Here is an 18,429-nt window from a genome sequence, read left to right on the forward strand (position 1 = left end):
CATTCCGTTAATTCCATCCTATATTTTGCACCAATTTCCTGTTGGTAAGCAGTGTACTCTGTTTGATGGGCCACAAGTAGTCTCTTTTTTTATAGGTCAAGGGATATATTTCTGTTTCTTGATAAAAATCCTCGGGTGTTTCGCCACGAATATTCAAGCCTCGCACGGGACGATTCATATATGTTTCGGCAAGTTTCCATCGTTTCAGATCCCAGAAGCGCGCGCCTTCAAAGGCTAATTCGTTTAGTCGCTCCCGTCGAATAATTTCGCGCATACCTTCCTGTCGCAACGGTTTATTCGCATCAATAGCATAATCCTGCCAACTTTCCACCACACCCTTCAAGCCAGTGCGCACCCTGACTTCATCAATATACTTATACACCTCCGCTGTAGGCGCAGGAAGAGATTCATTCAATGCTTCGGCGTACATTAGATAGAGATCGGCCAACCGAATAATGGGAAAAGCATACCGATGGGCCGTAAAAGAGTTGCTATTATCCGGCACTGCAGAACGGAAATGAAGCCATTTTTTACAGATATAGCCTGTCGAAGGATACCGCTGCACTGGATTGGCGCCGCCCCCTACTTTCCCCGCCTGCAGATCGGTTACCCACATATTATTATCGGAAGTAATTCTACTATTGCCATAGAGCGTCCCCCCATCGAACATAATAGACCCATAAAAGCGAGCCTCCCGATCAAAATGAAGCTGGATGGTACGATGATTCTCCCGGATATAATATTTATCGGCTGCAGTAGCTGCTTTTATCTCCATGGGATCCACGCCGACCCAGTCTTTATCCTCTTCTATAGGTACCCCATTCTTCGTATAAAATTGTTCGACGACCTGTAAAGTAGGTGCAAAAGTCCGGTATAGCCCTCCACCATTTTGCGCAACAAAGAAGACAGGATGACAGGCTCTTTGTAAAGCCAACGTATTGGTCTCGGAATCTCCCCATATGATCTCTTCATTCCACTGTTCCGTAGCTGCTCCTCTCACCTGCATAGCAAGAATTGTTTTCTCATTCAATTGTGCCGCATTACTGGGGTTTGTTACTGTGAAATCGTACAATTTATGACCGCCTTCATGTGCCGCGTCAATCGCATCTTTTAGCGCCGCAGCAGCTCTCTCCCATTTTTCCTGGCTGTACGTCTGCGGGAAAAGCTCTATATTCCGTTCGTCTACAATACCCGCATAATCTGTATTGCCATTAAACAGAGGGCTTGCGGCAAGGGTTAATGTTTGGGCTTTAACAGCTAATGCGATTGCCTTCGTAGGGCGACCCAATTCATTAGCTTGATCTTCTATCTGAGGAGGCAAGTCTTCTATCGCTTCATCGATTAGCGAAACAATATAATCGACAACGTCATCTACAGGTTCGCGGTATCGTTGAGCCTCTTCTCCCTTGGCACTGAGAGGTAGGTTTTCCTTGATCAACGGAATAGGTCCATACATTCTGAATAGCCAAAAATGATAAAAGGCTTTTAAGAATTTGACTTCGGCAATCCAACGATTACGCTCTTCATCGCCTAAGTCATAAGGGATATGTATATTTTCTAAAAAAATATTACAGTCACTCAGTGCTGTAAAAATTGGACTCCCACCATTCAGAACGTTTGAATTTTGCTTACTTGCCCAATAATTGGCCAAAGGCTCGTTAGTTCCTTGTGCCCCTCGTGCAATGTACCAAAGTCGTGGACTCATACCATCTACCGGATCTATATACCAAGTTTCGTCACCACCGAGCAACGCAGGGTTGGAACCTGCATCAGCAAAGTTAGGGAGAAAACTGAAGCAACCATATAGAAACGCCTCCGCTTGATAACGAGTTTTAAACGCATGGTCAACAGTAGGAATATTGTCGGGAATAACATCCAGAAAATTTCCACATGCTGTTGCATAAAAGGACAATATCCACAGCAGATATATGTTTATTCGATTGCTGACACGGCGTAGCCCTGTATATCTTATATTAGTTGAATTTTTCATGTTTTTATTAAAACGAAAGATTAACACCTAAATTAAAAACGCGCTGAAGCGGATACCCCAATCCATTACCCCCCATCTCGACATCCCACTCCTTAAATTTACTGAACACCAATAGATTGGTGCCGCTTAGATAAAAACGACAGGAAGCTAGCTTAGCTCGCTCAACCCATTTTTTCGGAAGTTCATAACCCACCTCTGCACTCTTGAACCGTAAAAATGAATTATTCCGTAAGAACCAAGTGTTTCGCTGATTATTATTATCAATAAGTCTATTCGACAATCGGGGCCAGGCAGCATTGGGGTTTTGAGACAGCTCTGTCCAATGGTCGTCGGCAATAAACTGGGCTAAGCCTGTTTCGAGCGTCTTCCCACCAGACGAATATTCCCGAAAAGGGGACATAGCCGCCGCATCAATCCAAAATGACGACCGGCCGGAACCTTGAAAAAAGATAGATACATCCAAGTTTTTATATCCAGCAGACAGACCAAAACCATAATTTATTTCGGGAATAGTCGGGTAGCCAATCGGAACTTTGTCCAATTCATTGATAACATTATCACCGTTAATGTCTTTATATTTTATATCGCCTGCCATATATTCTTCAAACTCCTGACGGGGAGAAGCTGCGACATCGGCATCGTCTATAAAAAGCCGTTCAGCTACATATCCCCACTGTTGTCTGACGGCATGTCCTTTCTTCGACAACCAGTCCATATTGAGACGCGAATATTCTGCCTCTTCGTAATACACATAAGTTGAATGTGCATATGTAAAATTTGCTCTTCCAACCAACCAAGCACCACCCATTAAGCTGTGCTTATAATCCAGAGACACGTCGATACCTTTCCCCTGTGCTTCACCCACATTCACCTGTGGCGTACTCCAGAGTCCCATTTCGGCTGGAATATCCGCTCTAGATTGAAGAATATTGGTTCTATATTCATGGAATAGATCCGCGATCATATCTATTTTCCCATTAAAAAGTCCCACCTCTACTCCCAAATTAGTCTTTCGGGCTATTTCCCATCCTATGTTTGGATTAGCATAATTTCGTATCAATACGCCATTATGGTCGATACCATTGAAATTATAGCCCGTAGAGAAATTTCCTCCATCGCCAATGCCGACTTCTGAAAGATAAAAGAAGCGTTGCGAACCTATCTCATCATTTCCGACAAGACCATATGTGCCGCGCAATTTCAATTTGGAAATAACCTCCTTCAGCTCACCTCTCCAAAAATCTTCTTTATCTATAGACCATGCCAAACCCACAGAGGGGAAAAAACCCCAGCGATGTCCCCTGTCAAACTTTTCAGATCCATTGTAACCAAAGTTAAATTCCGCGAAATAACGACTGTTGTAACCGTACGTAAGTCTTCCGGATAAACCAAGATTACGTTGGGGTAGGGAAGCCGCAAGGGTGCTAGCATTTGCAGTTAGCGAATTACGAGCGATACCGACGACCATCCCACTGACGGCATGTATTTCATTGAAAGTCCGGTTATAAGCCAAAGACGCTTCGCCGTAAAAAGAGCTCTGTACAGTTTTATATCCTGGGTTATAGACAATATATTCATTTCCAGTGGTAGGATTTAATTCGGCTAGCCTATATTCATCAGTGAACCTATCATACTGTCCCGGTAAGATCTGATAGTAAAATGGATCATAGGCTCTCGTAAGATCAAATCCCGATATTCGCGTGGTATTACCTAACACCCTACCTGTAAGCCCTGGCACCAGATTGCTCAGATCTTGTTTCAACTCCATCTGAGCCATCATCTTAGATCGGCTTTCTTGTCGATAGCCTCGCAACAGTTCCGCGTAGGGGTTCATGTATTTGTCGTCTTCGTATCCTCCAAACAGGATATGGCCCGCTCCAGCAAACGTTTCATCCGGTTCGAAATAGGCTGGAAAACGCACAGGACTCACTTGAAGGACTTTTTTATACATATCGCTACCACCTGAAATTGGTCCGTTATAATCATCAAACGTGCCGTGTAAACGAATAATAGCTTCTGTTGACGGTGTTAGGTTAATATTGATATTAGATCGGAGCATATATTGTTCATAATCGACATTACTATTAAAATTATTCCGTTGATCCACCTTCAGTATACCGTTGTCTTTGGCAAAAGAACCCGCAATGTAATAGCGCGCTACCGTACCGCCACCTGAGATGTTCAGGTTTGCCCTCTGGTTTACGGCTATATCTTTCGTGACCATATCCATCCAATCTACTGCCGGGTATACAAATTGATTTCGGTCAGGATTCATGGTGGCGTCGATCTTGCTATTCAGGTAAGGAGTACTTGCCAGCGCATCGCGTGTCGAAGCCGCCTCATTGGCTAAACGCATATATGTAATAGGGTCGGCCATTTTGATGGTAGAAGTAGGTTCTGAAAAAGAGTTTTCCAAACGTACGCTTACCTTAGCTTTACCTTCTTTACCTTCTTTAGTCGTAATCAGTATCACCCCATTCGCACCACGAGCACCGTATAAAGCAGTTGCTGTTGCATCCTTCAGAATAGAAAAATTCTGAATATCATCTGGATGCATCTTTGCCAAATCCGTTGCAGAGACTTCTACATTATCAATTAATATGAGCGGGTCAACTTTACCCGTCCCGAAGGTGGTAACACCCCGAATGAAGAAATCTGCATTGTCGTGTCCGGGTTCACCACTGGTCTGATAAGAAATCATACCCGCGATACGCCCGGCTAAAGCTGTGGTGAGATTACTGCTGGGCACTCTTAAATCTTTCGGAGAAACTGAGGTGATAGCCGAAATCACACTTTCTTTTTTCTGTGTTCCGAAACCTACCACGACCACTTCCTCAAGGCCCTCGAGATCTTCTTCCATGATTACAGCAATCTCCTTCTGATCACCGATCAGCAATTCTTGCGTGATATGTCCAACTAGAGAGATGATAATAGTCTCTCCTTTAGCGACATTCAGAACAAAACGGCCATTGAGATCTGTACCTGTTTTGAGATGGCCTTTATCTTTCACAGTAATCGTTACACCCTGTAGCGGTTGTCCCGAAGTATTGGTCACCAACCCCGTAATCAGTTGCTCTTGAACAGCTGTAAGCCTATTTTTCCCCGATAAAACCTCAGGAGCTTTGGAAGCCTTTTTCTTAATAACAATCGCCTTCCCCTTCATGATGTAGGTCAATTCATTCGGCTCTAAGATTGTCATCAGCGCCTTATCTAGTGGTATATTCTTTAAATCAATATCCAAGGCAGGGGTTCCTCGGATGATCGCAGTATTACAGATTACCGTATAGCTCGTCTGCTTCTTTATCTCACGAAATACGTCAACGATGGCCATATCCTTCCTAGTGATAGTTACCGTTTGTGCTAATACGCCTGCTTGTATTTGAGATACTGTAATCAAAAGAAACAAAACGATCATCTTCATAATAAGTAGATATTCATATTTAGGGAACCGTTTTCTTGTCCCAAAGGATAAAACGTAATTTTTCATTACCTTTGACTGGTTAAGTTTTATAAATGTTATTGCTTTAGTACATTTTTCAAGAATTGAACCGTCTGCTAGGGAAGCTCCACCTTCTCTAGCTTTTTTTCAAATCTTGCATATTATTAAAGATTTTGCTTACCGCATAATGCTAACCCTCCTCCCTTCGATCTTAAATTGAATATGCTCATCAATCATTTTTATTACCTGTAATACCTCATCAAATGTATCGTAGCGAGATACTGATCCCCATATTGAGATATCCTTGACGTCCGAGGCTAAATCCACATCTATATCATACCATCTCGCTAATTTGCGCATGACACTGCTTAAACTTTCATTATTGAACATAAACTCTCCATTTTTCCAAGCAACGCTCTCCGCTATGTCTATTTTCTGCACATAGATAACATCATTTTTTACTAATGATTGCTGCCCGGGGAGAAGTGTCTCTTCAGCTTGGTTTGCTAGTGATACTTTTACCTTTCCTTCTAGCAAAGATACCGCAGATATAGGTTCTTCACTATAAGCGTTGACGTTGAAATGTGTACCCAAAACTTCTACTTTTTGCCGATTTGTCTGTACGATGAAAGGCTTTTGCTCATTTTTCGCTACTTCAAAATAAGCTTCTCCCTCCATTTGAACGGTACGGGTGTTACCAGAGAACACTCGCGGGTAGTACAATTTACTATCGGCATTTAGCCATACTCTTGTTCCATCCGACAAAGACACCTGATATTGACCGCCTCGCGGCGTAGTTAACGTCAAAGCTCCATCCATATCTATCTCCTCTTCATTCAACAGCACTGACCCATCCTCATAGACCAACTGATCGCCGACTATAATACCCTCGTAGGAAGAGCTGAGCGTTACTTCTCTACCGTCTGAAGTGGTCAATATAGCCTTGTTGCTACCGGGATCAAAATCTGCTACTAAAGCCACGGTCTCGTCATTATTGATAAAACGATTGCTAAAGACATAAAATCCAATGAATAACAAGAGGAACACAGATGCCGCTATTCCTATTTTTGGCCAATAGCGTCGAACGATCATGGGTTTGTCTGTCTCTCTGACCCGGGATAATATACCCGCCAACATATCATCCTCTTCTGCCTCTTGGTTAGCGAAACGCTTATAATCTTCTAAAGCACGATTAAGACTTTCTTCGCTATCCAACTTCCTGACAAGTTCCACGAGCGTAGGATATTTATTCAAAAGGTTATATAATTCTACGCTTGTATCGGGATGTATCTCTCCTTTCAGGTAACCTCTCAAAAGCCGGACAACATCGTCTATAGGGTGCATGATCAAGTGTTTAATATAAAAACACCATTTTGAAAGATATCTTTCATAGTTTTATTAAAAAACTCAAAATCGATCGATTATCACGATAAAATAAAAACACAGTATCCGTCAACTGTTTCCTTAATCCAACATTATGAATGCAGAAGAGGTATTAAACAAGGAGGTATATCACTAGAAGGCTAATACAAAAAATAAGATATATAAAGCATCCTTTATTTTTATTGAATTACGAAGAAAGGCGATCATTCTGGTTCGGTGTACGTACACGGCTGTAGGACTAATCCGAAGTTTTTTGCCGATCTCTTCTACCGTCATATCCTCTAAATAGGTCATATTGAATACCTCGCGCTGTTTCGGTGATAGCTTTGCAACTTCTCTGTGAATCTGTTCCAACAATTCTGCCTGGACAATCTTAGTGTACACCTCGGCATCTTCAAATAATATATCGTTCCAGCTCGATATATCTTCCATGTTCCATCGGGTCTGTGGCTTCCTCAAATGGTTAAAGCAGGCATTCTTCGTTGATATATATAAAAATGCCTTCAATTTTTGTTCGGTTTCAAAATCTTTCCTTAATCGCCACACCTTAACAAATATATCCGAAACAATTTCCTCCGAAGTCTCTCGGTCCACAAATTGCGAAGAGAAGTAAAGTAGCGAGCGCTTATAAAGGTTATAAACCGCTATCAAGCCGCTTTCTTTACCATTTCTTAGATTATCGATCATTTGCGAATACTCCATTGGATCTATTTCCTTATCATCTGTTTAAAAAATTACCTAGGCAACAATTCAAAACTATAAATTTTATTTTGTTCATCAACACCACCAGAGGTCAAAATAAATTTGATAACAGTATGGTAATATAAAGAAAACTTTGCTGCAACAATAAATTAGCATGTGTTTATAATTATCCGAAGATAGATAAGTCTTCTTAGAAATGCAAACTTAATAGGACGTATAAAAGACGTTTTATTTCCGTAAATTTGCAGGTTGCAAAAAATAAATAAGATGGCTAAGACAAGAGCAGTAGATTTAGGAGATCAGCAAGAAGTAGAAGTTTTTGGTGCCCGTGTTCACAATCTCAAAAATATAGATGTATCCTTTCCCCGAAATGAGCTGGTAGTAATCACTGGTCTGAGCGGGTCGGGCAAATCGTCTCTTGCTTTTGATACCATCTATGCAGAAGGTCAACGGCGTTACATGGAAACTTTCTCGGCTTATAGCCGCCAGTTTCTTGGCGGACTGGAGCGTCCCGATGTCGACAAGATTTCGGGGTTAAGTCCTGTTATATCTATCGAGCAAAAAACAACCAGTAAAAACCCTCGATCAACAGTAGGTACGATTACGGAGATTTACGATTTTCTACGCCTCTTGTATGCTCGTGCCAGCGAAGCCTTTTCGTATGTTACCGGCAAAAAAATGGAACGCATGTCGGACGACCAGATTGTGGACAGGTTATTGAAAGATTTTAATGGAGATGATGTTAACATACTCGCTCCGATTGTCAAGGGACGGAAAGGTCACTATCGCGAGTTGTTTGAACAGATACGCAAGCAGGGTTATACCAAAGTTCGTGTGGACAAAGAAATACTTGACCTTATCCCTAAAATGCAGGTAGACCGCTACAAGGTACACGATATCGAAGTGGTCGTTGACCGGCTTAGGGTATCACAGGAGGACAGAAAACGTCTATATACATCGGTATTACAGGCGATGAAGGTTGCGAAAGGTATTATAAAAATCAATAATAGAGACAACACCAAAGAACAATTTTTCAGTCGATATCTGATGGATGCCGAATCCGGTATTTCATACGACGAGCCGCAACCCAATACATTTTCGTTCAACTCGCCCTATGGTGCCTGTCCAAAATGTGACGGTTTAGGTTATATTTTTGAGATTGACAAAAACATCATCATTCCAGACCGTAAAATCAGTATACAAAAAGGGGGCATCGCTCCGTTAGGCCCGTATCGCGAATCTTGGAACTTCGCTGTAATCAAAGCGCTTGCAAATAAGTTTGATTTTTCCCTAACTGCTCCCTTGGAAAAACTTGCCGAAGATCAGATCGATATGCTGTTGTTTGGTGCTGATGAACCTATTCCACTTACGGTTTCTTATGGTGCATATGGCGCCCGGGAATACCGGATCAATTTTTCCGGCCTATTGAAAATGCTGGAAGAAATGCATGGTAGACAAAATGATGATTCGCCACTACTGGAGGATTTGAGAACAAAAATCTGTTGTCCGGCATGCCAGGGCACGAGGCTCGAACAGGAGTCCTTACATTTTAAGATCGACGGCAAAAATATCAGCGAATTGGCCGCCATGGATATCTCCACCCTAACAGAATGGCTTATCGGTCTCGAAGATCGCATGGATGAAAGACAGCAGATCATTGCCACCGAAATTCTGAAAGAAATCCGCACACGCCTCGGTTTCCTATTGGATGTAGGCTTAAGCTACTTGACACTCGATCGATCATCGAAAACGCTCTCGGGTGGGGAAGCCCAACGGATCCGTCTGGCGACACAGATCGGATCACAACTCGTTAATGTGCTCTATATCCTCGACGAACCAAGTATCGGCCTGCATCAGCGGGATAACGAGCGACTCATCAGCTCCCTGAAGAATTTAAGAGATATCGGCAATTCTGTCTTAGTCGTCGAGCACGACAAAGACATGATCCTAAATGCGGATTATGTCATTGATATGGGACCTGCTGCCGGTGTGCATGGCGGAAAAGTCGTCGCCCAAGGGGAACCTGAACAAATTTTAAAGGCACCCTCCCTCACCGCCGCTTATCTCAATGGTAAAAAAGAGGTAAGTATCCCTAAAACACGCCGAACTGGAAACGGAAAGACCCTTTCGCTCACCGGTGCGACAGGAAACAATTTAAAAAATGTGTCGGTCGATTTCCCGCTTGGAAAACTTATTTTAGTCACAGGTGTCTCCGGATCAGGGAAATCCAGCTTAATTACCGGCACACTCTACCCTATTCTCAACCATCATTTTTTTCGGGCCAAATCTAAGCCAATGTCCTATAAAGGTGTAGGCGGTTTGAAAAACATTGATAAAGTCATTGAAATAGACCAGAGCCCTATCGGCCGTACACCTCGCTCCAACCCTTCTACCTATACGGGTGTATTTTCAGATATCCGTACCTTATTCGTCCAACTGCCTGAAGCAAAAATACGTGGTTATAAACCGGGGCGTTTTTCATTTAATGTCAAAGGGGGGCGATGTGAGACCTGTCAGGGCGCAGGTATGAAGATTATCGAGATGAATTTTCTACCCGATGTACAAGTACCCTGCGAGACTTGCCATGGCAAACGTTATAACCGAGAGACACTGGAGGTTCGCTATCGGGGCAAATCCATCTCCGATGTATTGGATATGAGCATCGATGAGGCCGTGGATTTTTTCGAAAATATACCCTCTATTTACCGTAAAATTAAGACACTACAAGATGTCGGGCTTGGTTATATTACGTTAGGGCAGTCGTCAACGACACTATCAGGCGGCGAAGCACAACGGGTCAAACTCGCAACAGAACTTTCCAAGAAAGATACGGGTAATACTTTTTATATCCTTGACGAACCCACAACAGGGCTTCATTTCGAGGATGTCAATGTACTATTGGGTGTTATTAATCGTCTTGTGGATCGTGGGAATACGGTATTAATCATCGAGCACAACCTTGATGTCATTAAGGTTGCGGATTGGATTATCGACATGGGCCCCGAAGGTGGCAAAAACGGAGGAGAATTGCTCTTCGCCGGAACACCAGAAGACCTGATCAAGCAAAAAAACAGTGAAACAGGGAGATTTCTGAAAAAAGAAATGGCATCATAAATCGAGTTTGTACAACAAAAAAGATCAACCTTAATTCGCAATCTATTCTATAAAACTTTATCTTAGCTTTCTGCCGGCAAGCCGGTATTAGGATATTATAGGATTCTTTTTTATGATAAAAATCTTACTTATAGCTGGCTTACTATTTATTGGATTGTTCAGCTCCGCCCAACCGACCGATACACTTACGCTACCAAAGGGATTTGTGTATATACACGATGTCATACCCAATATCGTTTACGATATTCGATATTATAGTGATTATAATTTTATGGGTAGACGAGTAGACGGCTACGAACAGCCCGTTGCCATTTTAAGTATACCGGCCACTCAAGCACTTCAAAAGGTACAGAAAGAGCTTAATAAAAACGGGCTTGGTCTGAAGATCTTTGATGCCTACCGACCCCAGACCGCTGTTAATCACTTTATCCGATGGTCAAGAATACCAACCGATACGCTTATGAAATCGGTTTTTTATCCTGATCTGGCTAAACCCAAGCTGTTTCAATTAGGCTATATTGCTAGTCATTCGGGGCATAGCCGTGGCAGCACGGTCGATCTCACTATAATCAATCTGCAAACGGGACAAGATCTGGATATGGGCGCCCCCTTCGATTTTTTTGGTGAAATATCGCATCATGACAGCCGACAGGTTACCGCTCAACAACAAGCCAACCGTCAGTTGCTGAAAAATATTATGATGCGTCATGGCTTTCAGCCTTATAGCGAAGAGTGGTGGCATTATACCCTCAGAGCCGAGCCCTTTCCGGAAATTTATTTTGATTTTAAAGTGCGATAGCTTGCAAGCAGTGGGGTGAGACAATGAAATAGGAAGATTGCTGAAAAAGGAAATAGCATCATAAAATGGTTTGAAAATCAGCTATAACTTTCAAACCATTTTTTTATTGACTAATTACTTTAAAAAGCCGCCTCTATTACGCCTTCCCAAACTTCATTTTTATCGATAAGGAAACCACCCCGGGCTTCTACATCTTCCATCAATTCTCCCGTGAAGGTCAGCTGCATATTATTTTTCATATTATCACCCACCGTGAAGGTCCGAAGCAGTCGATCATCTGCATACACCTCAAGCTGATAAGAAACCTCCCCTACCTCTATCAGTGGACCTAAGAACTGATTAAATATGATTTGTTTTTCAGAAGCAAAACCTTCTTCAAAAACAAGCTCAGTAGCATCCAGCATCGGATCAGCTATCATCTCCCCCCAAGGAACAAAATAAAAGGGGGCATGTAATGGTCGGACAACTATCCGATCGGCCAGACTTAAGTCAGTGTCAGTAAACGCAAAGGAGACCTGGCTATACCATCTATCTAAAGTAAATGTAAAACTCTCATCCTGCATCACCTCAATCTGATCAACCACTCCGTATACCATGGCATTTCCGTTCGAAAAATAGTTCCCAACGAACACATTTGTCCAATTTTCAGGATTGGAAGACAGGATCAGATCAAAGTCAGACTGGTTGAGCACAAACATCAAGTCATAGGTCCCGAAAGGCAATTGAAGCGCAAAGTCGGCGAGGTCTTCCTCATTCACTTCACCAATCTGATAAATATCTTTATTTTCACGGTGATAGATAAAATAATACAGCTTTGACATTTGATTCGCTTGACTCCTATCATAAATTCCCTCCAAGTAGAAATTATCCAAACGACAAGTGCCCATACCGCGATTGAATTCATCACCCCCCATACGATCGCCGGCCTGGGGAATAATCTTAATCCACAACCGATCGGCAAAAATTGCCTTTTCCTGCAAATCATATATAAAAGAATTCTTAGCATTAGCTGTAGCCGATTCAAATTGGTTGACCTGCTGGAGTACCGAATAATTCTCTCCATCTATACTATAATACAACTCAAAGTCTTTAGGGCCTTTGCCAGAGCTTCCTATATCAAAGCCTAGGTTGGTAATCTGCTGGACACCCTTGATAGGCATCTCAAAAATAATTTCTTCTGCCCCCTGAAAACTGAGCGCTTTACCCGCCTCAAACCCCGTATAAGTATACGTTGAACTCACAAAGTTGCCCGGGGTTATACCCTGATTATAGGTAATCACGGTCTGTCTTCCTGAAGGTATCTGAATATCAGGATATAGACTACCCTGATTAAAAGCCCAGAAATAAAGATAACCCGGTGTTTCCACATCTCCCGAGGTAGACGCTAATTTCCTTGAAGAATGCTTAAAAGCTGCATTCAACGGCTGCTTCGTCGCCGTAAATCCCTCAAACTTAAAATTTAACGTATACAATTCGTCTTTTTCTTCAATGGGGATTCGATCTTTACCGCACGATACAATACTCAGTGTCAGCATAAAAGCAAAGAACCATCTTTGCTCAAAATATAATAAATAGCTCATAATATAATTGTTTTTGTGAATAAATTATTTAATAAGTTAAAAAATATTAATATATAACAAATATATTATTTTATTTCTTTAAAAAAAGAATAAAAATCATTTCATGAAAAAATAAATAACACAGAAGAAATAAAACTTTTTCATACTCCCTATTCCTCTTATAACCGTCTTATAGAAATTATGCATAGATTATATCAAAAGTCGTTACTATCGTTTGTACTCGGCACACTTTTCTTAAGCTGTACCCCTACGGCTCCCGAACCTACCGATGAGCCTCCTGTTGATAGGACAACGGCCACATTTCCCCACGCACGTTGGGAAAAAATAGACAAACCCGAAGATGTGGGCTTTTCCTCATCAAAATTGGATCTGGTCGCCTACGAATACATAAAACATCAATCCGCAGCATTACTCGTCGTCTATAAAGGAAAGATTTTATACCAACGAGGTGACATTGATCACAAATACAAGAGTCATTCCCTACGTAAAAGTTTTCTGAGCGCCCTTTATGGCAATTATGTCAAAAATGGAGACATCAATCTCCTTTCAACAATGGCTGATCTACTGATCGATGACGACGAAGGCCTGTCGGATACGGAAAAACAAGCTACAGTCCGGGATCTGATTATGGCCCGTTCGGGAATATACCATCCTGCCCATTACGAATCTGAGGGTATGACCAATCAAAAACCTGATCGATACAGTCATGATCCGGGCGAATTTTGGTATTATAACAACTGGGATTTCAATGCCTTAGGCACGATTTTCATACAACAGACAGGAAAAGATATCTTCGAAGCCATAGAGGAGGAGTTTGCGATCCCGCTGCAAATGGATTTCAAAACAAGTGATGGATGGTATGCAACAACATCCGGCATCAGCTCCCGACATAAAGCCTATCCATTTCGTATATCGGCAAGTGACTTAGCCCGGTTTGGTTTGCTTATGCTTAACAAAGGAAAATGGAAAAATCAGCAGATCATCCCTGCGGATTGGGTGACAGAAAGCACACGTTCTTACTCTGATGCTTCAGTTTCAAATTCTTCCGGGTATGGTTATATGTGGTGGATCAACGATACTAAAAATCCAAAACCCTTATTGCCCAATGTATCCTTGCCCAATGGGGCCTTCATGGCCAGTGGTGTCGGGGGGCAGGTGATGCTTGTGATTCCCGACTATGATATGGTCATTACTCACCGGGTAGACACAGACGCCGACCACAGTGTTTCTAATGCCAATATAGGTAAATTGTTTCAACTCATTTTAGATGCCAGATTGTAAAAAGACCAACCTTATTCAAAAAAAATATCCCTATATTCAACACTTAAACAACACTATTAAACGATTTATATGCTAGAAAATTCTTCTACAGCCCTTATCACAGACGATGCCGTTGTCTTTGGAATCCTGATGGGAATACTGGGATTAGTATTCTATACATCCAATCTTAAAAACAGATTCTCCCAAAAATTCTACACCATCATCCCCCCGCTTCTCCTGTGTTATTTTTTTCCTGGGTTGCTCAATTCTTTTGGCATCATTTCGGGCCAACAATCAAATATTGGTTCTGTTAGCTCCAATTATCTACTGCCGGCCTGCTTGGTACTTTTCACCTTGAATCTTAATCTCAAGGAGCTGTGGGCCATGCGAAAAAATGCGGGCATTATGTTCTTCGCAGGAACGTTGGGCATTATCATAGGTGGACCTTTTGCAGTATGGCTAATGTCGCTTATTGCTCCTGATGTGGTCTCTGGTGACACATGGAAAGCACTTGCTACCCTTGCCGGCTCTTGGATAGGTGGAGGAGCCAATCAAGCTGCCCTATACACCATTTTACAACCATCACCTGAAGAGTTTTCAGCGACATTGGCCGTGGATGTATTTGTCGCGTATGGTTGGATGGCGGTTCTGATTTATGGAGCAAGCAAAGTGAATGCGCTCAATCGCTATTTCAAGGCCGACAATTCTTCGGTCGAAGCCCTCACCCACCGGATGGATGCCATTGCTAAAAATAATGTCCGACCGACAGCGGTCAAAGATATATTTATTATGATGGCTTTAGCTTTTGGTGCTGTCGCCATTGGACATTTTCTGGCAGATCAAGTTGCCGGGCTTGTCGAACGGACAGCACCAGAACTCGCACGTTTTAGCCTGACATCAAAGTTTTTTTGGCTCATTCTCATCACGACACTATTGGGGATTTCGCTTTCATTTACCAAAGCAAAGCAATACGAAGGTACCGGCGCTTCCAAATTTGCCACCGTATTTCTTTATATCTTGATCGCTTCCATCGGCATGCAAATGAATATATTGGCTATTTTGGCTAATCCCCTATTGTTTGTCGTCGGGATTATCTGGATTGCATTCCATGCCCTATTGTTATTTATCGTGGCCAAGATCATTCGTGCTCCCTTCTTTTTCTTCGCTATGGGCAGCATGGGCAATGTAGGCGGCGTAGCATCGGCATCTGCGACAGCAGCTGCCTTCCACCCTTCACTCATTTCAGTAGCCGTCATTATATCCGTATTTAGTTATGCCATAGGCACCTATGCAGCTTATCTATGTGGAGTATTGATGTCGTTGGTGGCACCATGATAAAAAGAAATTCATGTAGACACACGCAATCATGCATGTATCTACATGAATTTTTTATGCGATGCTATCCCAATCGGGGTTGATCAACCCTATTCCAGGCGTTGGTGAAAGATGGAGCACACCATTTAAAACCTGCACGCCTTGATATGGATCATTTACCACATCCAGGTTACCATCCAAATCAATCCAATCGGCCAAAGCAGTTAATTGTGCAGCCGCAGATATGGCACAGGAAGTTTCGGTCATGCAACCCAACATCACTTTCATCCCGAGGGCCTTGGCTGTAATGGCCATCTTATACCCTTCCCGTAATCCTGTGGATTTCATTAATTTGATATTGATACCATGATAGATACCTGACACTTCTTTTAGATCTGTGAGGCGTTGAAAGCCCTCGTCCCCAATAATCGGCAAAGGACTTCGTTCGGTCAACCAGGCATTCCCGGCTTTATCCTCCTTCAGCATAGGCTGCTCGATAAAAACAGTATTTTGCTCTTTGAGCCAATGGATAAAATCCAAAGCGTCTTCCCTATTATTCCAGCCTTGATTCGCATCAATAAAAAACGGTTGTGAGCTGACCCGACGAATGGCCTCGATCATTTCTCTATCACGATCCGTACCAAGCTTTATTTTCAAATATTTGAAATCCTTGTACTCCAAGGCCCGCTCTGCCATTACTTCCGGCTCATCTATCCCAATCGTCATTGAGGTATGCTGCGCAACCGTCGGCAGACCAAACAAGCTGTGCACCGGAATGTTCAGCAGTTTTCCGATCAGATCATGCAAGGCTATATCAATTGCTGTTTTAGCCGCCTGATTTCCCGGTGCTACGCTATTGACATACGACAAAATAGTCTCGGTGTCAAATGGATTATCAAATTGTGACAGGTCTACTTTGGCATAGAATGCCTGCGCTGTTTCCAAAGATTCACCGTACAACGGCGGCATAGAACCTTCGCCATAACCGTCCACACCTTCGTAACTCAACTTAATCAACACCACAGGTGCATTTTGACGTGCTCCCCTCGATATGCGAAAGATGTGCTTCAGTTGCACATCATAAGGCTTGTATGTTAGTTTTATCATAAAATTATTAATCGTCCATTATTTATCCATTCTTGCCTCTAAAATCAATTTTAGCACTGGACCAAAATCTTTCCCTCTATTACCGGGTATATCGGTATTCACCCGACGTACAACGACCATATCATAAGCTGGAATGATAATCAGATGGTGCCCCCCTGCGCCTTGTGCAGCATACGACCCTTCGGGGAGATCCGCTCCTTTATATAAAGGGTATTTGTTAAAGTCACGCGCTACCCACCACATATATCCGTAGCCCGAAGATCCATACAGGGTGGCATCCGAATGGTAGCGGGTACTTTCGGCAACCCATGCACTATCAATAACCTGCTTTCCATTCCAATTTCCCATATGGAGCATAAGCAAACCAAATCGTGCTAAGTCCTTCGCGGTTATATTAAAAGGGTATGCTCTATGTCTCGACTCTTTTCCACTGATATACGTACCATCCGCAGGCCCATAGTCTTCCATACCGATAGGTTGAGCAATATCTTCGTTCAATGCCTCAAAAAAACGTTTACCCGTCTTTTGTTCAAAGATAGTGCCCAGTACGTTAAAATCCCAATTGTTGTAATACCAATGTGTACCTGCTCGCACGGAAAATCGTGCTGGCTTTCGTCTTTTCATACCCGAAGACTCATACAAAGCCGGATGATACACACCCGAACGTGCCTTAAGCAAATCGCGAACAGTTGCTTTTTTTTCTTCTTCGGACAATCCCTCGTTATCATCAATGCCCAAATCGGCCATTGTAGCTTCCAAATCAATTATTCCCTCACGTACGTATTTGCCGTACATAGCACTCAAAACACTTTTACGCATAGAATGCGTATTGTATTTCCGATCGACTTCACCCCATTGGTAAGCCACTTTGCCGTTGACTACAATCATCAGCGCCGAGGTATTATCTTTCTCCACCAGCTTTTTGACCTCTAACAATTTGTCTTTGGACAGTCCGGATTCTTCGGGGTCTTTCACTATCTCCCATGTTTTTCCCGGGAATACCATCTTGTGCTGTGCCGACAATTGCTGCGATAGAGGCAACAGAAAAGCTATTAAAATATATGTTAGTTTATTCATCTGATTCATTTTTTACGCTATTTTCTTTTCTTCCTTTTTACGTTTTTCGGAGATTTTACCTCCAGCTCAATCAATCCATTATTGCTAAGCACGAGCTTGGTAATCCGAAAAATATGATAAGTATCCTTATTTTCCGAACGGAATAGCAGCACATCACCTATAGTCATGTTGCGAACCCGTTGCCCTGGCCCATGTTTGCTCGGCTCGTAATTCGGAATCTCCATAATCTTATCGAACCATCTTTGATACAGCGTCTCTAAAGAATCCGCATACTGCACCGTATTGAAGGTGTCTTGTGCTTTTTGATCGTTACCAATATTAATAAAATAGCCATTGTTACGATTATTCCCCCAAGACAACAGTGCATCTTTGAACGGGTTGCCAAAAGTCAAGAATCCTTGGCTGATAGGCACCATCAGATTGCCTCCGGTATTGCGTCCGTACATATAACCAAAGTCAATCCGCTTCGGGTTGTAGCCAGCTTCATCCAAGGGATAAGCATGACGTTTGTCCAAATCCATCATATTACCGCCCAATGGACTACGTTGGGAATGTACGGTAAGTGTGTACACACGGAGGTCGCTCCTCTGCGCATATACAGATCCAACCATACAAACAAACAACCCCAACATCAGTACACTTTTTATTAATCTCATGTCTGCCC

At 42.6% G+C, this 18,429-nt stretch carries 12 protein-coding genes; 4 read left to right on the forward strand and 8 right to left on the reverse strand.

All coding sequences use genetic code 11. From position 1 onward, the window contains the following. Positions 1-7 precede the first annotated feature (7 nt). The 4 genes from G5B30_RS01880 to G5B30_RS01895 form a co-directional block, all read right to left on the reverse strand. On the reverse strand, positions 8-1,990 hold the full coding sequence (locus tag G5B30_RS01880) for a RagB/SusD family nutrient uptake outer membrane protein (protein ID WP_165318254.1): 1,983 nt from the start codon (positions 1,988-1,990) through the stop codon (positions 8-10). 7 nt (positions 1,991-1,997) lie between these two features. After that, entirely contained in the window at positions 1,998-5,411 is a 3,414-nt protein-coding gene (locus G5B30_RS01885) for a TonB-dependent receptor (protein WP_240903064.1), read from the reverse strand. Positions 5,412-5,606: 195 nt separating this feature from the next. Beyond that, positions 5,607-6,773 carry a FecR family protein gene (locus G5B30_RS01890; RefSeq protein WP_165318256.1) on the reverse strand — a complete coding sequence of 389 codons (1,167 nt, stop codon included), beginning with the start codon at positions 6,771-6,773 and terminating at the stop codon, positions 5,607-5,609. Positions 6,774-6,944: 171 nt separating this feature from the next. After that, positions 6,945-7,514 (reverse strand): RNA polymerase sigma factor, encoded by a 570-nt coding sequence (locus G5B30_RS01895; RefSeq protein WP_165318257.1) that lies wholly within the window; start codon positions 7,512-7,514, stop codon positions 6,945-6,947. A 267-nt stretch (positions 7,515-7,781) separates the two neighbouring features. Between G5B30_RS01895 and uvrA the strand changes: the two genes are divergently transcribed. Beyond that, complete coding sequence (uvrA, locus tag G5B30_RS01900; RefSeq protein ID WP_165318258.1) at positions 7,782-10,628, forward strand: excinuclease ABC subunit UvrA; 2,847 nt, start codon at positions 7,782-7,784, stop codon at positions 10,626-10,628. A 112-nt stretch (positions 10,629-10,740) separates the two neighbouring features. Beyond that, positions 10,741-11,427 carry a M15 family metallopeptidase gene (locus tag G5B30_RS01905; protein WP_165318259.1) on the forward strand — a complete coding sequence of 229 codons (687 nt, stop codon included), beginning with the start codon at positions 10,741-10,743 and terminating at the stop codon, positions 11,425-11,427. Positions 11,428-11,546: 119 nt separating this feature from the next. Here G5B30_RS01905 and G5B30_RS01910 read toward each other — a convergent pair whose 3' ends face one another. Continuing rightward, the gene (locus G5B30_RS01910; protein ID WP_165318260.1) at positions 11,547-13,007 is read right to left on the reverse strand and encodes a hypothetical protein; all 1,461 of its coding nucleotides are present in this window, start codon (positions 13,005-13,007) and stop codon (positions 11,547-11,549) included. A 180-nt stretch (positions 13,008-13,187) separates the two neighbouring features. Between G5B30_RS01910 and G5B30_RS01915 the strand changes: the two genes are divergently transcribed. Both G5B30_RS01915 and G5B30_RS01920 read left to right on the forward strand, forming a co-directional pair. Next, complete coding sequence (locus tag G5B30_RS01915; protein WP_165318261.1) at positions 13,188-14,288, forward strand: serine hydrolase domain-containing protein; 1,101 nt, start codon at positions 13,188-13,190, stop codon at positions 14,286-14,288. Between the two features lie 69 nt (positions 14,289-14,357). Then, a complete protein-coding gene (locus G5B30_RS01920; protein WP_165318262.1) occupies positions 14,358-15,602 on the forward strand; it encodes a DUF819 domain-containing protein in 1,245 nt (414 codons plus the stop codon). A 54-nt stretch (positions 15,603-15,656) separates the two neighbouring features. Here the strand turns inward: G5B30_RS01920 and G5B30_RS01925 are convergent, their stop codons facing one another. From G5B30_RS01925 to G5B30_RS01935, 3 genes are read right to left on the reverse strand one after another with little or no spacing between them, the layout of a single operon-like run. Further along, the gene (locus G5B30_RS01925; protein ID WP_165318263.1) at positions 15,657-16,688 is read right to left on the reverse strand and encodes a dipeptide epimerase; all 1,032 of its coding nucleotides are present in this window, start codon (positions 16,686-16,688) and stop codon (positions 15,657-15,659) included. An 18-nt stretch (positions 16,689-16,706) separates the two neighbouring features. Continuing rightward, positions 16,707-17,765, reverse strand: coding sequence for a serine hydrolase domain-containing protein (locus tag G5B30_RS01930; RefSeq protein ID WP_206366974.1), 1,059 nt, complete (start codon positions 17,763-17,765; stop codon positions 16,707-16,709). 17 nt (positions 17,766-17,782) lie between these two features. Then, positions 17,783-18,421 carry a hypothetical protein gene (locus G5B30_RS01935; RefSeq protein WP_165318264.1) on the reverse strand — a complete coding sequence of 213 codons (639 nt, stop codon included), beginning with the start codon at positions 18,419-18,421 and terminating at the stop codon, positions 17,783-17,785. Between the last annotated feature and the right edge of the window lie 8 nt (positions 18,422-18,429).

It is taken from the genome of Sphingobacterium sp. SGG-5 (assembly GCF_011043525.1).
GTDB lineage: Bacteria > Bacteroidota > Bacteroidia > Sphingobacteriales > Sphingobacteriaceae > Sphingobacterium.

What these genes read in the sequence shown, in the direction of transcription:
- G5B30_RS01895 (WP_165318257.1), bottom strand. Translation starts at nt 7,514, where the DNA reads ATGGAGTATTCGCAAATGATCGATAATCTAAGAAATGGTAAAGAAAGC.
- G5B30_RS01935 (WP_165318264.1), bottom strand. Translation starts at nt 18,421, where the DNA reads ATGAGATTAATAAAAAGTGTACTGATGTTGGGGTTGTTTGTTTGTATG.
- G5B30_RS01925 (WP_165318263.1), bottom strand. Translation starts at nt 16,688, where the DNA reads ATGATAAAACTAACATACAAGCCTTATGATGTGCAACTGAAGCACATC.
- G5B30_RS01890 (WP_165318256.1), bottom strand. Translation starts at nt 6,773, where the DNA reads ATGCACCCTATAGACGATGTTGTCCGGCTTTTGAGAGGTTACCTGAAA.
- G5B30_RS01910 (WP_165318260.1), bottom strand. Translation starts at nt 13,007, where the DNA reads ATGAGCTATTTATTATATTTTGAGCAAAGATGGTTCTTTGCTTTTATG.
- uvrA (WP_165318258.1), top strand. Translation starts at nt 7,782, where the DNA reads ATGGCTAAGACAAGAGCAGTAGATTTAGGAGATCAGCAAGAAGTAGAA.
- G5B30_RS01885 (WP_240903064.1), bottom strand. Translation starts at nt 5,411, where the DNA reads ATGAAGATGATCGTTTTGTTTCTTTTGATTACAGTATCTCAAATACAA.
- G5B30_RS01915 (WP_165318261.1), top strand. Translation starts at nt 13,188, where the DNA reads ATGCATAGATTATATCAAAAGTCGTTACTATCGTTTGTACTCGGCACA.
- G5B30_RS01905 (WP_165318259.1), top strand. Translation starts at nt 10,741, where the DNA reads ATGATAAAAATCTTACTTATAGCTGGCTTACTATTTATTGGATTGTTC.
- G5B30_RS01930 (WP_206366974.1), bottom strand. Translation starts at nt 17,765, where the DNA reads ATGAATAAACTAACATATATTTTAATAGCTTTTCTGTTGCCTCTATCG.
- G5B30_RS01880 (WP_165318254.1), bottom strand. Translation starts at nt 1,990, where the DNA reads ATGAAAAATTCAACTAATATAAGATATACAGGGCTACGCCGTGTCAGC.
- G5B30_RS01920 (WP_165318262.1), top strand. Translation starts at nt 14,358, where the DNA reads ATGCTAGAAAATTCTTCTACAGCCCTTATCACAGACGATGCCGTTGTC.